This window comes from Parasulfitobacter algicola (assembly GCF_013315265.1).
GTDB classification, from domain to species: domain Bacteria; phylum Pseudomonadota; class Alphaproteobacteria; order Rhodobacterales; family Rhodobacteraceae; genus Parasulfitobacter; species Parasulfitobacter algicola.
Window position 1 is genome coordinate 477,817 of the sequence record NZ_JABUFE010000001.1, and the last position, 14,554, is coordinate 492,370.

The 14,554-nt window shown below is 51.3% G+C and carries 14 protein-coding genes; 9 read left to right on the forward strand and 5 right to left on the reverse strand.

The genetic code is table 11. The features are described 5' to 3' along the window. The first annotated feature begins 123 nt into the window (after positions 1-123). From HRQ87_RS02380 to HRQ87_RS02405, 6 genes are all read left to right on the forward strand, one after another. Entirely contained in the window at positions 124-765 is a 642-nt protein-coding gene (locus HRQ87_RS02380) for a DsbA family oxidoreductase (RefSeq protein ID WP_174134812.1), read from the forward strand. After that, positions 762-1,103 (forward strand): potassium channel family protein, encoded by a 342-nt coding sequence (locus tag HRQ87_RS02385; protein WP_174134814.1) that lies wholly within the window; start codon positions 762-764, stop codon positions 1,101-1,103. Before HRQ87_RS02380 ends, HRQ87_RS02385 begins: the two co-directional genes overlap by 4 nt. Positions 1,104-1,218: 115 nt before the next feature. Next, positions 1,219-2,430 (forward strand): multidrug effflux MFS transporter, encoded by a 1,212-nt coding sequence (locus HRQ87_RS02390; RefSeq protein WP_174134816.1) that lies wholly within the window; start codon positions 1,219-1,221, stop codon positions 2,428-2,430. 144 nt (positions 2,431-2,574) lie between these two features. Then, positions 2,575-3,753 (forward strand): hypothetical protein, encoded by a 1,179-nt coding sequence (locus HRQ87_RS02395; protein ID WP_174134818.1) that lies wholly within the window; start codon positions 2,575-2,577, stop codon positions 3,751-3,753. A gap of 73 nt (positions 3,754-3,826) precedes the next feature. Continuing rightward, positions 3,827-6,337 carry a hypothetical protein gene (locus HRQ87_RS02400; protein ID WP_174134820.1) on the forward strand — a complete coding sequence of 837 codons (2,511 nt, stop codon included), beginning with the start codon at positions 3,827-3,829 and terminating at the stop codon, positions 6,335-6,337. Between the two features lie 161 nt (positions 6,338-6,498). Beyond that, the gene (locus HRQ87_RS02405) at positions 6,499-7,194 is read left to right on the forward strand and encodes a Crp/Fnr family transcriptional regulator (RefSeq protein WP_174134822.1); all 696 of its coding nucleotides are present in this window, start codon (positions 6,499-6,501) and stop codon (positions 7,192-7,194) included. On the opposite strand, the gene HRQ87_RS02410 is transcribed toward HRQ87_RS02405, so the two are convergent. The 5 genes from HRQ87_RS02410 to HRQ87_RS02430 all read right to left on the reverse strand — a co-directional run bounded on the left by HRQ87_RS02410 (position 7,191) and on the right by HRQ87_RS02430 (position 11,621). After that, on the reverse strand, positions 7,191-7,994 hold the full coding sequence (locus tag HRQ87_RS02410) for an N-acyl homoserine lactonase family protein (protein ID WP_174134825.1): 804 nt from the start codon (positions 7,992-7,994) through the stop codon (positions 7,191-7,193). The genes HRQ87_RS02405 and HRQ87_RS02410 overlap by 4 nt on opposite strands. After that, positions 7,991-8,281: a putative quinol monooxygenase gene (locus tag HRQ87_RS02415; RefSeq protein ID WP_174134827.1), complete on the reverse strand. Its 291-nt coding sequence runs from the start codon at positions 8,279-8,281 to the stop codon at positions 7,991-7,993. Before HRQ87_RS02415 ends, HRQ87_RS02410 begins: the two co-directional genes overlap by 4 nt. Next, positions 8,281-9,792 carry a tripartite tricarboxylate transporter permease gene (locus tag HRQ87_RS02420; RefSeq protein WP_174134829.1) on the reverse strand — a complete coding sequence of 504 codons (1,512 nt, stop codon included), beginning with the start codon at positions 9,790-9,792 and terminating at the stop codon, positions 8,281-8,283. Before HRQ87_RS02420 ends, HRQ87_RS02415 begins: the two co-directional genes overlap by 1 nt. A 1-nt stretch (position 9,793) precedes the next feature. Then, positions 9,794-10,543, reverse strand: a complete 750-nt coding sequence (locus tag HRQ87_RS02425; protein ID WP_174134831.1) for a hypothetical protein — start codon at positions 10,541-10,543, stop codon at positions 9,794-9,796. 70 nt (positions 10,544-10,613) lie between these two features. Further along, positions 10,614-11,621, reverse strand: a complete 1,008-nt coding sequence (locus HRQ87_RS02430) for a Bug family tripartite tricarboxylate transporter substrate binding protein (protein WP_174134833.1) — start codon at positions 11,619-11,621, stop codon at positions 10,614-10,616. Positions 11,622-11,751: 130 nt separating this feature from the next. On the opposite strand from HRQ87_RS02430, the gene HRQ87_RS02435 reads away from it, so the two are divergent. Genes HRQ87_RS02435 through HRQ87_RS02445 form a run of 3 tightly spaced genes read left to right on the forward strand, consistent with a single transcriptional unit; the run spans position 11,752 to position 14,536 of the window. Continuing rightward, a complete protein-coding gene (locus HRQ87_RS02435; protein ID WP_174134835.1) occupies positions 11,752-12,843 on the forward strand; it encodes an isocitrate/isopropylmalate dehydrogenase family protein in 1,092 nt (363 codons plus the stop codon). Beyond that, positions 12,840-13,862 carry a Gfo/Idh/MocA family protein gene (locus HRQ87_RS02440; RefSeq protein ID WP_174134837.1) on the forward strand — a complete coding sequence of 341 codons (1,023 nt, stop codon included), beginning with the start codon at positions 12,840-12,842 and terminating at the stop codon, positions 13,860-13,862. The genes HRQ87_RS02435 and HRQ87_RS02440 overlap by 4 nt, the downstream gene beginning before the upstream one ends. After that, entirely contained in the window at positions 13,859-14,536 is a 678-nt protein-coding gene (locus HRQ87_RS02445; RefSeq protein WP_246251640.1) for a GntR family transcriptional regulator, read from the forward strand. The genes HRQ87_RS02440 and HRQ87_RS02445 overlap by 4 nt, the downstream gene beginning before the upstream one ends. The last annotated feature ends 18 nt before the right edge of the window (positions 14,537-14,554 follow it).

A 14,554-nucleotide genomic window follows, 5' to 3' on the forward strand; every position in this document is an offset into this window, starting at 1 on the left:
GTTCAAGGGTAAGTCGCCAGATGGATCGCCATAATGACTTTGACGCTGCGGCATGGTGGCCTGCTTTCGCTTTGGGATCAATCGGTTTATGCTGTGTAAAATCGTACGTATTTTGGGGACCCCATGGTCAAGCTTGATATCATATCTGATCCGATTTGCCCGTGGTGCTATATCGGGAAAACACATCTTTTCAAAGCGTTAGAGACGCATCCCGATCATCCGTTTACCATTGAATGGCATCCGTTCCAGCTGAACCCGGATATGCGGATGGATGGGATGGATCGGCGCGAGTATCTGGAACATAAGTTCGGGGGCAAAGACGGTGCGATCAAAGCCTATGCCCCGGTTGTGCAGGCTGGCGAAGACGCGGGATTAAAGATGAAGCTGGGCGATATCAAAAGAACACCCAACACGCTGAATGCGCATCGTCTGATCCACTGGGCCGGAATCGAAGGTCGACAGACCGCGATGGTGCACAATCTATTTCAGGCCTATTTTGAACAGGGGCGTGATATTGGTGATATTGACGTGCTGGCCGATCTGGCTGACGCGGCTGAAATGGACGCCTCTGTTATCCGTAAGCTGTTGGATTCAGACGCTGATCTGCAAGATATCCGCGACCGTGACGCACATTCACGGCAGATGGGTGTCAATTCGGTGCCGACCTTTATTGTGGCTGGAAAACATGCTGTGCCGGGCGCGCAACCGCCTGAGCTATGGTCAAAAGTCATTCAGGACATCAAAGATCAGGTGGCGGCTGAATGATCCAATACAAGGCATTAACGCTTTTGGGAATGATGGTGACGATCATCACAAGCGGCACTGTCTTTTTTAAATTTGTCGAAGGCTGGGCGTGGATCGACGCTTATTTCTTTACGGTCGTCACAATCTCGACCGTGGGGTATGGCAATCTGGTGCCGGTTACTGTGGCGGGAAAAATCGGCACGACGGTGTTGATTTTTGTTGGGCTGGGCATCTTTGCGGTGGCAATCCAACAATTCGGACATTTTGCAATCCGCCGTCAGTCGCAAGCCCGTCGGATATTGCGCAGCGGGTCCCAGGCATCAGGCCGGCCGGTTCAGAAAGATAATCCCAAGCGATGATTGCCGTGCCTGGGCTTCATGACAAATAGATCCTGAATTTTTTGCTGCACTGGACTTTTTTCTTTGAAACTGTGATCTGGGGTGCGGCCCTTTTTCTTTTTCTGAAAGATCGCAGATGACCAAAGCAGCCCTTGGGCGTACCGAATTTATTGCCCTGATTGCGATGCTATCAGCGACCGTGGCCTTTTCGATTGATGCGATGCTGCCTGCGTTGCCTAAAATTGGATCCGCGTTAAGCCCGAATGATCCCAATAACGCGCAGTTGGTGGTCACCAGCTTTGTGCTGGGTCTTGGGCTAGGCACGTTCTTTGTGGGACCGATTTCTGACAGTTTTGGCCGCAAACCGGTGATTATCGTCGGGGCTGCGATCTATGTGATCGGGGCCGCGCTGGCTTGGATGGCGCCAACGCTTGAGATGATGTTCATGGCGCGTGTACTGCAAGGTATGGGCGCTGCCGCGCCACGAATTGTGTCGCTGGCCATGGTGCGTGATTTGTTTCAGGGGCGCGAAATGGCGCGGATCTTGTCATTCGTGATGCTGGTCTTTTCGCTGATCCCTGCGATTGCGCCGACGATTGGGGCTTTGCTTATCCTTGTTATCGGATGGCGTGGAATATTCGGTGTTTTCATCGGTTTTATTATCGTGACCTGCATTTGGCTGGCCCTACGGCAACCTGAGTCTTTATCGCCTGAAAATCGCCGCCCCTTGCAGGTCAAGCCGCTTTTGTCAGCGGTCGGACAGGTCTTTGCCCATCCGGTTGTACGACTGTCGATTGCGGTGCAAACGCTGTGTTTTGCCATGCTGTTCAGTGTGTTGACGACCACGCAGCAGATTTACGACATCAGATTTGGACGTGGGGATGAATTTCATCTTTGGTTTGCCCTGACCGCGACCCTTGCTGCAGGGGCAAGCATCTTGAATGCAATGCTGGTGGTGCGTTTAGGGATGCAGAAAATGGTTATCACCGTTCTGGCGGCGCAGATTTTTATATGCGGTACCATGATCATTTTTTCGATCAGTGATGTTTTGCCTGAATTCGGCTATTTCGCCTATTACGTGCTGTGGACAACATCGGTTTTTGCACTGGCAGGCATGACACTTGGTAATCTAAACGCCATCGCGCTTGAGCCGCTGGGCCATATTGCCGGCATGGCGGCATCGGTTGTTGGGGCCGTATCAACGGTAGGGTCAGTTTTAATCGCCATTCCCATAGGACAAATGTTTGACGGCACACCTTTACCTGTTGCTATCGGTGTCTTGATTTGTGCGATTTTGGCATTTTGTTTAATGCTGATCTTGCGAGCACATGCGACTGTCACCGCGTGAAATCGTAAATAATTTATTAAATTTTGCACCTGTGTGTCCAAGCGCACAGAACAATTGACGTAAGGGAAGCAGTCTTGCTCGTGCCAATTCCGGCATGACCCCATCCGCACGCCCCATGCGGACCTAATTAAGCGAGACGATCCAATGAAAGACGAAATCACAGCTGCAAATTCGAATGTTCAGCAAATAATTGACGATATGAACGCCGGCTGGCGGAATGAAGTTGCCAAGGCGCTTGGTCTGGACATGAACACATTTCAAATCGCCCAAGGGACTGTTGGCCTGCAAAGCACAGATTCAAGCGGTCTGTTTTTGATGGCCGATGCCGTTCCACCGAAATCGGTGGCAGCCTATTATGATCCATCAGGCAAAAACAAACGCTCCAGCGCCTATAACCAGATGCTGCATGCGATGCTGCCATCCACATCCAGCGGATTGAAAGCAGCGCTTGGCGATCAGTATGCCAGCTGGATTGCTTACCGCAATGCTGACACCAGTGATCTATCCCAGATGGATTTGTTCAAGAAATGGGCAGATCGCAATCTTGATCCGGGTAAACAAGCGGCGGCCTTAACGGCATTCAAAGCGGCACTTAGCGATCCACTGAACATGGCCCTGGATAATTTTATCGATGACATGTTTTATACGTCATTTGTGACGAGTGCTGGTAAATCCTATAAACTGCCAACATATTCCTGCGAGATTGACCGCGCGAAAGAGGCAATCAACACCGGTGCATCGGCTGAAATTGATTACAACTCAACAACAGCAAGCACAAAGTCAAACGGTACGACTGTATCTGGGTCTGCTTCTGGATTTTATGAGATTTTCAGCGGTTCGATCGATGGATCGTTTGAAAAGCTGAATAAGCTGGCAACCAGCAGTGCGTTTTCAATCAAAGGACAGATCGGAAAATTTGCCACGATCGCATGTAATGCGGCCGACTGGTATGACGGCGCGATGGTCAGCCGCGGCTATAATGCCAAGGATGACAATTCGATCTGGGATCCGAATTCAAACGTCGGCGATTGGTCGTCTTTTTTCGAAAGTGATGGGTCTTTGGCCCGCCGCGTGTCGCAACTTGTGCTGGTCAGTGACTATGAGCTGACTGTTACGTCCCATGCGACCTATTCACAGGAAGACTTTACCCAGATTAAAACGGGTGCCTCTTTCGGTGTCTGGCCATTCTTTTCGGCCAAGACTGAAGCGACGCACACGGAGACCTTTACCCACAATGAGGATGGCACATTAAGCGTCGTCTATAAGTTGGATAAAGGTCTGATCCAGATCTGGGGTGCCACCATTCAAGACGCACCGAACTAAGGTTGAAAGTCAAAGAACGGCGCGGATCTGTTTCGCGCCGTTCGTTTTGCCATGCTGACAAAGGATCATCCAAATGACAAACCTTGTTGAAGACTATTTTGAAGGCCTTGCCAAAACTGCGTTCGATGCCGTCAAGGCGCAAGACCCCCCTTTGCCGAAAAATCCGCCTGTGTTTGACACAGACCAGAACGCGCGCGCATCTGCCTGGACGGCCATTGCTGTGCACCCGATGTCGGTCATGGAAACCGAATATGTCAGCGTGGTGCACGCAGCAGAAAAGCGGGCGGGCAACAATCCTGAACAAGCCAAGGAAAATGCGTTTGAGGCAATGTCGCAATTCTTTTCACTTGCGGCCGATGCGCCTCCATTATTGCAGCCCGATACGGACCCTTTGATTGAAGAAAGACAAAAATCTCTGTTGGCCTTTTTCGACCTGGTTGAAGACATGCAAGCCGAAGGGGTGCCGGATGTCTATGACGCGTTGTTATCTCTGATATCGGATGCTGCGCGCTTGATTGCTTTGATGACAACGGCCGATGAATTGGACTTTGCCGGCACAGGTGTGCAAGACGCCGCAGGTTACTTGGGTATGTTCGATGTGTCCGCAGATGAGGCCGCCGATAAGTGGGCCGAGACGCATGAGGATAAAGGTAAAACAGCCGACTATATTAAGGACGTTGCTAAAAACCTGATTGACCCGCTGAAAAAGCCTGAAAACGCAGTCGCTTCGGCCAGAAGTCTTTATAATATAGAACCGTTTTACCTGTTTCGCCTGATGCACCGTTTTCTGGGCGGTGATCAGGCGGTTCCGATGGACCTGAATTCAAAAGGTATTGCCAGCGGTGCCGCCACCGGCGCGATGCATCGTGCAGATTGGGAATGGTTGGCCCGTTGGCATCAAAAACAGATCGTTGACCTGAAGACACGCCTGACCACGCTTCAAAGTGTTCTAAAGGTGCAGTTTGAGACAGATCAGGACATCATCCATTTTTTCCTGAAAGGCGGGCGTGCCATGTACACAGCCCTTGGTGATGCCAAAAAGGGGAAGAATGACTGGGATACTGGCATTTTGATCAACCCAAATCTGCTGCCAGAACAATGGTATCAGGCATTTGCAGCTGTAAATGATACGGTGGTCACGTTTCTGGATCAGGCGCGATTTGGATATACGGCACTTTTGAATAAGCACAAGAATGTGCTGAACATTCCACCGCCACCCATGGCATCTTTGGCCGTCGATCCGACTGACATGCGAGATTTCACCAGATTTGGTCTGATGGCCGAACATGGCGAAGAAAGCCTGCAAGATGCACAATTGCGCCAGCGCAACGGTGCAGCGCTGGCCGTTCATAAACGAAACCGGACTGTCGGGATCAATGGCGAGCTGATCGATATCGGTATTTCCAAACGTGGTTCTGTCGAACTGATAGAGCATTGGCACGATATCAATATCGTTGATCTTCCCGGTGTGGGTGGCGATGACGCGGAAAAGATCCCAGTTCCGACGCTACCATATTTTGTCGATGATTTTTCAACCATCATTCGTGAAGCGCTGACCAATGGCACGGCAGATCGAAAACTGGCCAAACGGTTGGTGCGGTTGAATCTTGTGCTGAACAGTGATGACGCAACTTTGGCGCGGGCTGTTGCAAAGGCAAACCAGACGGTTCGTGATACACTGCCCAAGGCAACCACTGCCTTTGGCGTTGGTGATCGTAACACTGCCGCCAAGTTAAAAGGTTGGGTGCTGGCGGGTCTTGTGAATTCAATGCCCTATGCGTGGACACGTCCGGGGTGGATCGCCAAATTGGATGATTATCTTCAGACAAATGCTGCGGCTTTGCTAAGCGCTGGCCCTATCGATGCCCTTTGGCGGCAGATTGAACGCAGCATTGACGTATCTGACCGTCCGGCTGTCAAAAATCTTTTGATCGCACAGAACGCGATCAGCACTGTATCACGTCGGATTGTCGCAGATAACGTGATCTATGCCCAAGCAATTGGGGGGCCTGAATTGGCAGATGTGCCGTTGTGGAAGCCTGTAAAAGCCGCGATCGAAAGTGTCATTTCATTGAACGCGGTAAACCCGACCTTTGGCTTGTTCTATGTATCGGGCGGGCTTGCGGGGCGGATGCAAACAGCACATGCAAAGCAACCCTCAAATGATCTTCTAAGTATGGGTGCAACGGATGTTGTTGAAATTCTTTATCGCACTGGTTCCGTGCATCCTGTGTGGGCGTTTAGAAATTTACCGACACGTTTGAATGCTATTCCGGGCATTACCGCTGATTTGATCGAAAACAGGGATCATATTGCGGTGGTCGTGCGGTCTGACACGCCGATCAATGGTTTGACGATCTCGCCCGATAAGCCGGTTGTTCTTGTCATACGGGCTGAAGAAAAAGGCTCAGAGATCGCGCGGATCATGGATCATGTCGATGGCTGGCCTGTCGCCTCGACCCGTGATCTGGTCAGGTTGTTTACAGATCGCGCGGCGCATAGCCACGACTTCGATCTACGACTTAGCCGCAAGAAAAGCGCCGAATTCCTGCTTTCTGATGTTCTGGGGCGGCAGCTTCTTTAGCCCGCGGTTGCAACCCCATGCGGTGTTTCCCCAAGCACCGCAAGTTCGGGAAAATCACGTGTTTGGTGATTTTCCCGAACACGTTTATACAAGCTAATAGCCTTTGGTATCCGTACATGTCGTTTTGGTTAAAAACTGGCTGATTAAAATGGATATGATTGATGACCTTGCTGATCTGTGAACCATCTGAACCAGACACATACCACATTCCAGACTTTTCGCTTTTTGCCGGGCTGGATCAGGAACTGTGTGACGGACTGTCGGACGATGTCGTTGTGACATCCTATAAGCCTGGGCAGATTATCATTGAGGAAGGCGAACTGTCTCGCGATATATATCTGGTGTTGTCGGGCAAACTTGTGGGTCTTTTGCTGTCTGAAAACGGGAAAGAGGTGTCTTATACCGAAATTACCAAAGGCAGCTATTTCGGCGAGATTTCAGCGCTGGATGGACGACCGCGTTCGATCACAATTTCAGCAGAAACAGACTGCAAGCTGGGCCGCATAAGCCATGCGGTTTTTCAAAAATGGATGGTTGCCCATCCGGTCATTCTGCAAAATCTTGCGATCAATCTGGCGCAGCGCAATCGTGCATTGACCGAACGGATCTATGGTCTGGTGGTTCATGACGTTGAAAAGCGGGTGTGTCTGTATTTATCGCGGTTGGCGCAATCCAAAGAACAGCTTTTCCCGGGCGGTGTTCTGCAACCTGCCGCGACCCATGAAGCGATGGCTGCGTTTATCGGCGCCAATCGCGAGGCGGTCAGCCGTGTCATCGCGCGTCTTAGCCGCAAGGGTGTCATCGAAGCCAGCCGTAAAAAGATTGTTTTCCGCGATATCCGTGCTTTGCTGGATTAGGATGATATCTCGATTTTTCGGGTCGGACCCTTATCAAGGCGGCTGATGTGATCGGCGACGCCTTGCGGAAAAACCTGTCGCACCAGCGGGTCATGGCCTGGCACAATCAAATCGCGATGGCTGGCCAAGTTTTCCAACGTAACAAAGCCATCCAGCATATCCTGCAGATCGACCACAATGGGAAATGGCTTTCGAAGCCATAGATTTTCGTAATAATGCGACGCGTCTGATGCCAAGACCATCCAACCGGCTTGCGTTCTGACCCGTACGGCTTGCAATCCGCGACTGTGCCCACCGATGCAGTGCACAGTCACACCATCGGCCACCTGCCCATCGCCGTCATAAAAAATCACCCGACCGGAATAAAGCCGCTTGATCGCTTCGCATATATGATCCGCAGTGAACGGCATTCGCAGGGTGTCGTGGCACATACACGGACCGGTCGCATAGGCCATTTCAGCCGCTTGCAGATGCAGTGTCGCGTTCGGAAACAGATGTAATCCACCCGCATGATCATAATGCAGATGGGTCACAATCAGCTGTGTAATATCCCCGGGCGTGATCCCAAGCGGGGCCAGTGCGCGAACGGGGTCATGACGGATTGGGCGGTCACGATTTGCGGCCTCGGCCGCGTCGTATCCGGTGTCGATCAAAATAACTTCATCATCGCGGCGTAACAGCCAAATAAAATAATCCATCGCGTGGGGCTGATCGTGATTGTCATCAAAGATAAAACTGTCCGTACGGGTGCGCGCGCTGCGATCTGCATATTTGATCGCGTGGACTTCCCAAACGCTCATTGAAAGACCTGTGAAAAGCAATGAACTTGCTTATCCACGACCATATCGGCGGTGAACGTGTCAAAGGCTTGAAAATGCTTGCTGGCCAAATGGGCCTGAAACGCCGTCTGATCGTCGTATAGTTCATAAAGAAAGACGGTCTTGGGTTGATTTGGGTCAGCACAAACATCAAATCGCTGGCAGCCCGGCTCATTTGCCAGCGACGCGTGTGCATTTTCAAGCATCAGGTACATAAAGGCCTCGTGCTGATTTTCCTTTAATGTCAAGGTTACAGTGACTGCATACATCAGGCGACCTTTCTTTTCAGATGGGCAAACAGACGTTTCGTGATCGGAATTTGGCTTAGGATCAGGGCGATGTTCAACACCAAAAGGATCAAGGCGCCGGGGCGTGACGCAAAGGCCATGAAATCGCCGTCTGATATCAGCAGTGTCCGTCTGAAGGTTTCATCAAACATGCCGCCAAGGATCACGCCGATGACCAGTGGGGCGATGGGATATTTCAACATATTCATGAAATACGCGACAAAGCCGACACCCAACATAAGGTAAAGATCGTTGATGCCGCCACCCACGCTGAATGATCCGATTGTGGTCAGCACCATGACAATCGGAAGAAAGATGGTTTTCGGGATGCGCAGGATTTTGATAAAGATGCGGGCGGTAAAAAGGCCCATCAAAAACATGGTGAACGACGCAAGTACCATGATCGCGACAACCCGTAAAATAATTTGTGGATCAATGGTTGGTCCTGGGATGACATTATTGATCTTGAACGCCCCCATCAGGGCTGCTGCAGGCGGTGATCCAGGGATGCCCAACACCAAAAGCGGGATTAACGCGCCACCGATACAGGCGTTGTTGGCAGTTTCTGATGACAGCAATCCTTCCAGTGACCCTTTGCCGAACTGATCGCCTTCGGCGCTGACAGTTTTGCCAACCCCATAGCTGACCCAACCGGCGACATCTTCGCCCACACCGGGCAATGCGCCGACGCCGGTACCGATCACGCCTGACCGCCCAATAGTTGGCATATACCGCTTTATGGCCGCAAGGTTGGGCATAATACGCCCTTGTAATTCAATCACTTGACCGATTTTGGCGTATCTCATTCCGTCAATGATTTGCGGAATGGCAAAAGCGCCCATTAAGACAGGTACAACCTGAAACCCTGATAAAAGATAGGACCAGCCAAAGGTATAACGTTGTTCGGACAAGATCGGATCAAGGCCCACCATCGCCATGGCAAGGCCAATCAATCCGGCGATCCAACCTTTGATCACAAGGTCTTCGGACATCAATGTGCCGGACAGCAGAATGCCGAACAACGCCAGCAGTGCCTTTTCCGGACTGGCAATATTTTTCGACATCAACAGCAGAACCCAGACGAAGATCAACAAGGCGATTGTTCCGATCAGCGTACCGATAAAGCTGGCTGTTGTAGTTAAACCAAGCGCTTCGCCCCCGCGTCCAGCTTTCGCCAATGGATAGCCATCCATTGCACTGGCCGCACTTGCCGCAGTTCCGGGAATGTTCAGCAGGATCGACGGATAAGACCCGCCGTAAATCGCACCGACATAGGCACCAAGCAGGGCGATCATGGAATAATCCAGTGGGATTTTATTACCGAAAAACCCGGTCAGTATTGTGACGGCCAGTGTTGCGGTCAGACCGGGCAATGCGCCGAATGTGATGCCAAGAAAGACTGACAGGATCAGATAGAAATAGGTCAGTGGATCTGTCACCAGATCCATGAATTCACCACCAAAGCCTGTAAGCTGGATCAGGATAAAATCCATATCATCCTCTCCAGATCGGGCGCAGGGTAACGTAATAATGATATTCGATCTGCTTGAAAATCAGTCCGCCGCGTGCCGGGATATTTTGGCGAAAGCCAAAAGCCATGACACAGATCAGCAAGATCGGTGCCGTAATTGCAATAATTGGTACGAGGCGCAGGATCTTATCGGTTCTAGAGTGCCATAGCACCCAAAGCATTAGGGTGATCCAAAAGACAAGTGTCACATAGTCATCAACATGGCCGTTCCATTTGGCTTGTGGCAGATAGAAAACCAACGAAAACGCGCCCGGGACCACAACCGCAGCTGCAGTGATGATCATGCGTTTTTGCTGACCGCTGTGGTATCCGTAGGTTAGCGCAGTGATCAGCAGCCCACTTGCAATGATGAAGTCAACGCGGGGGACAAGACCTGTGAGATAGAAAAACAGGATCAATCCAATGGTGGTAAAGCGGATCGCCTCGGCCCTGTTCCAGCCGATGCCCGTGGCGGTCAGCGCGGCTGTTGCGCCACCCTGGCGAATGGCCGTGATTAGCAGAATAACTGATAAAATAAGCAATCCGCCAAAGATACCAAGCGGAACGATCGCGGCAGAATTATACCATTCTGCGCCGCTGACACCCGCACGATCACCGCCAAAAAGCGGGATCGCGAATGTTTTCCACAAAAAGAAAACCGACAGCGCCATTATGATAAGCGCAGACCAAAAATCGCGGGTTCTTAGGGTCGCGATATCGTCGTTGGTTTCCAAATCCCGTGCCCTTGTTTGATAAAAGACGCACATACTTGCGTCTTCAAGTTATTGTTTATGAATGGTTTAGTCAGGGCTTCATGATGCCAAGCGACATTGGATCAACGGTGGTCGAGCCCAGATTCTTGAGCGTGTAAGCGAATGTCGCCTCAAGCTTTGAAAACAGTGCTTGCGCGTCTGCCCCTGATTGGCCGCCGATGTCATAGTTGTTGGCCATTGCCCATTCTTTGACTGTGTCGCCTGCCATTGCTTTGTCGAAAGCTTCGGTCAGGATAGCCTTGACATTGTCAGAGGCCGAGTTGTGAACGGCAAAGCCTATGGCCTGTTTCAACGGTAGATGCGCGTCAAGCCCATCATAGATATCAAACGCGGATGGGACGGTCATTCCGGCAATTTCAGCCGTTTCCGGTGTTAGCATCGCCAATGGCCGCAGCTGTCCGCCTTCGATCAGGGCGGCTTGTTCGGCCAGTGATGTCACGACCAATGCCACTTCGCCTGCGATTGCGGCCTCTTGACCGGGGGCTGATCCTTTGTAGGGCACAAATTTGAATGTCGCATCCGCACCGCTTTGTATCGCCAAAAGGTTCAAATGATGGATCGATCCGGCACCACCGGCGGCTGCCGGAATTGTACCGGGGGCCGCTTTGGCCGCGTCCACCAGATCTTGCAGGGTCTGATATGGGCTGTCTGCTGGAACCGAAATCAGATCAGGTGATCCGCCGACGATAAAGGGATACCAATAGTCGAATTTCTGATCCCAGCCGCCTTGAACAGCTGCTGTTACATTGGATTCCGACAGACCAACCAGCGTATAACCGTCATCTGGCTGGTTCATCACATAGACCATGCCGTTCGAACCGGCCACACCGCCGGTTTGGTTGGTTACATTGATCGAAACGGGCAGATGCTTTTCCATTTCGGCCATGATCATACGGTTGACGGTGTCGGTTCCCCCGCCGGCACCCCAAACGACAGCAGTTGTAATATCACGATACGGATAATCCTGTGCCGTGGCGCCGGTGCCAAACGTGGCCACCAATGCGACTATGGCTGTAATCTTACCGAATTCAAACTTCATTTCTTCGGTCCTCCCTGACGTATTGTTTATTGTTGCATTTATTTGCGTATGCATTAATGAATGCATTGTCAACTTTCAGATGGAATTCCTGACGAATATAACGATAAAGATGCAAAGGAAGACGGTGGCGATGGCACAGACATTTGAAATCGCAGTATTTGAGGGCGACGGTATTGGCCCTGAAATTATGGGGCCTACGGTTAAAATTCTGCGCCAGATGTCTGATGCTTCGGACAGATATGATCTGCAATTTGTCGATGCGCCTGCGGGGGCAGCGCATTACGCGGCAACCGGCCAGGCTTTTCCTGATGCGTCCATGGAAACGGCACGCAGCGCCGATGCAATTTTGCTGTCAGCGATGGGTCTGCCTGATGTTCGCTATCCTGATGGGACCGAGATTTCGCCGCAGATTGATCTGCGCAAAGCCCTTGTTTTATTTGCTGGTGTGCGTCCGGTGACGGTCAAAGCGGGTCAGCCGACACCGCTTTCTATGCCCGAAGGTAAGGAAATTGACTTTGTTCTGATCCGCGAAAGTACCGAAGGGCTGTTTTTTAGTCAGGGTCGTGGGGATGTAACTGAAAATGAGGCGCGCGAGACGTTGCTGATCACACGCGACATATCGGAAAAGCTGTTCCAGTTCGCCTTTCACCTTGCCCGCGGCCGTAAACGTACTGGTCGTGGTCCTGGTAAGGTTACATGTGTTGATAAAGCCAATGTTTTCCGCGCCTTTGCATTTTTTCGTGATATTTTCGATGCCGAGGCCGCTGAAAACCCCGATATCAAAGCAGATCACGCCTATGTGGATGCAACAGCGCTTTGGATGGTTCAAAGGCCGTGGGATTTCGATGTAATGGTGACCGAAAATATGTTCGGTGACATTCTTTCTGATCTTGGGGCAGGCTTGATGGGGGGGCTTGGGCTGGCTCCGTCAGCGGATATCGGGCTGGATCATGCGGTGTTTCAACCCTGCCACGGATCAGCACCAGATATCGTCGGTCAAGGGATAGCCAACCCTTTTGCGATGATCTTGTCGGCGGCCATGATGTTGGATTGGTTGGGGATCAGACATAGTAATGCCGCACTGGTCGCGGATGGAACGCGATTGCGCGAAGCGGTCGAAGGTATCGTGGCAGATGGACAAGTTCTGACGCGTGATCTGGGTGGTTCGGCCAGTACGACTACTGCTGCGGACGCGGTGTTTGACATGCTTTTTGTCACATGACCAAGGTTCGCGTTGCTTGTGTTGGAGCGGGATATTTTAGCCAGTTTCACTATGATAGCTGGGCTCGAATGGATCGGGTTGAACTGGTTGGATCTTGTAATCGCGATATCAAAAAAGCGCGTGCGACGGGGCTGCCTGCTTATGGCGATCTGGCGAAAATGCTGCATGAAACGCAACCCGATCTGCTTGATATCATCCTGCCGCCCTTGGCGCATGGGATGGCTATACAAACGGCACTTGATGCGGGCATAAAAACGATGATCTGCCAAAAACCGTTCTGCAATAATCTGGCAGAGGCGCGCCAGATGGTGGTCAAAGCGGATACGGCAGGCGCGCACATTATTATACACGAAAATTTTCGGTTCCAACCATGGTATCGCGCGATCAAACAAGCGTTGGGCGATGATAAAATTGGCATACTTCAACAGGTGACATTTCGGTTTCGTCCAGGCGATGGTCAGGGGCCGCAGGCCTATATGGCCCGTCAACCCTATTTCCAGAAAATGGATCGGTTTTTGGTGCATGAAACAGCAGTCCACTGGGTGGATACGTTCCGCTTTTTGCTGGGAAATCCAATAGCTGTCTACGCGGATTTGCGCAAAATGAACCCTGTGATTTCTGGTGAAGATGCGGGGTATCTGATTTTTGATCACGCAACAGGTGTTCGCGCCCTGTTCGATGGAAACCGTCATTTGGACCATGCCGCTGATAACTTGCGCCGCACGATGGGTGAAGCCTTGATCGAAGGCACATCAGGGATCATTCGATTGACGGGTGATGGTGCGGTTAAGTTGCGGGGCTTTGCGTGTGAAGCTGAAGATGTATTGCTGTCTGCAGATCACTGGAATGGTTTTGGTGGCGACTGCGTGCATGCGCTGCAAAGTCATGTGATTGCAGGTCTGTTGGATGGAACGGGCTTTGAAAATCTGGCTGATGACTATCTGACTGTGATTCAGATTGAAGACGCGATATATAAATCTGCAGAACAAGGCAAAAAAATCACGTTGGAGGATCTTTGAAAGATCAGGGCGCAAAACCGAAATCGAACAGTCAACGCGCGATTGGCCAACTGAGGCAGATGATTTTTTCAGGCGACTTGTCCGCAGGATCTGATCATCTAGAATCAGAATTGGCAGATCGTCTGGGTATGTCACGAACACCGGTTCGGGAAGCCGCGTTAACGCTGGAAAGCCAGGGTTTGCTTGAATTGCGACCTCGGAAAGGAGTTCGCATTTTACCGGTTTCGCCAGAAGACATGAGCGAAATTTATGATGTTCTGACAGAGCTTGAAAGTTTGGCGGCAGAACAGGCGGCGGGTATGGCTTATGATGATGCCGATTTGATGGTGTTGGCAACCGCGATCGAAGATATGGATGATGCTTTGTCGCGCGATGATCTTCAGGCGTGGGCAGATGCGGATGATCGGTTTCATGCGGAACTTGTGCGGCTTGGTGGTAATTCCCGTGTTGCATCTATTGTTGGAATGATGGCCGATCAGGTGCGTCGCGCACGTGCGACGACGTTGTTCATGCGCCCCTTGCCAACACAATCCAACGAAGATCACCGCAGCGTGCTTGAGGCAATCCGAACAGGTCAGCAAGACACGGCACGGCTAAGACATCGGGCCCACCGACAGCAAGCCAAGCAAATCATAATTGACTTGCTTAAAAAGCATCGCCTGAGCCGTCTGTGATTTGGCCATACGATAAGT

Bases quoted from the DNA above. Each gene is read 5' to 3' on its own strand.
- HRQ87_RS02400 (WP_174134820.1), top strand. From the start codon at position 3,827: ATGACAAACCTTGTTGAAGACTATTTTGAAGGCCTTGCCAAAACTGCG.
- HRQ87_RS02390 (WP_174134816.1), top strand. From the start codon at position 1,219: ATGACCAAAGCAGCCCTTGGGCGTACCGAATTTATTGCCCTGATTGCG.
- HRQ87_RS02435 (WP_174134835.1), top strand. From the start codon at position 11,752: ATGGCACAGACATTTGAAATCGCAGTATTTGAGGGCGACGGTATTGGC.
- HRQ87_RS02440 (WP_174134837.1), top strand. From the start codon at position 12,840: ATGACCAAGGTTCGCGTTGCTTGTGTTGGAGCGGGATATTTTAGCCAG.
- HRQ87_RS02405 (WP_174134822.1), top strand. From the start codon at position 6,499: ATGACCTTGCTGATCTGTGAACCATCTGAACCAGACACATACCACATT.
- HRQ87_RS02395 (WP_174134818.1), top strand. From the start codon at position 2,575: ATGAAAGACGAAATCACAGCTGCAAATTCGAATGTTCAGCAAATAATT.
- HRQ87_RS02430 (WP_174134833.1), bottom strand. From the start codon at position 11,621: ATGAAGTTTGAATTCGGTAAGATTACAGCCATAGTCGCATTGGTGGCC.
- HRQ87_RS02380 (WP_174134812.1), top strand. From the start codon at position 124: ATGGTCAAGCTTGATATCATATCTGATCCGATTTGCCCGTGGTGCTAT.
- HRQ87_RS02385 (WP_174134814.1), top strand. From the start codon at position 762: ATGATCCAATACAAGGCATTAACGCTTTTGGGAATGATGGTGACGATC.
- HRQ87_RS02410 (WP_174134825.1), bottom strand. From the start codon at position 7,994: ATGAGCGTTTGGGAAGTCCACGCGATCAAATATGCAGATCGCAGCGCG.
- HRQ87_RS02420 (WP_174134829.1), bottom strand. From the start codon at position 9,792: ATGGATTTTATCCTGATCCAGCTTACAGGCTTTGGTGGTGAATTCATG.
- HRQ87_RS02415 (WP_174134827.1), bottom strand. From the start codon at position 8,281: ATGTATGCAGTCACTGTAACCTTGACATTAAAGGAAAATCAGCACGAG.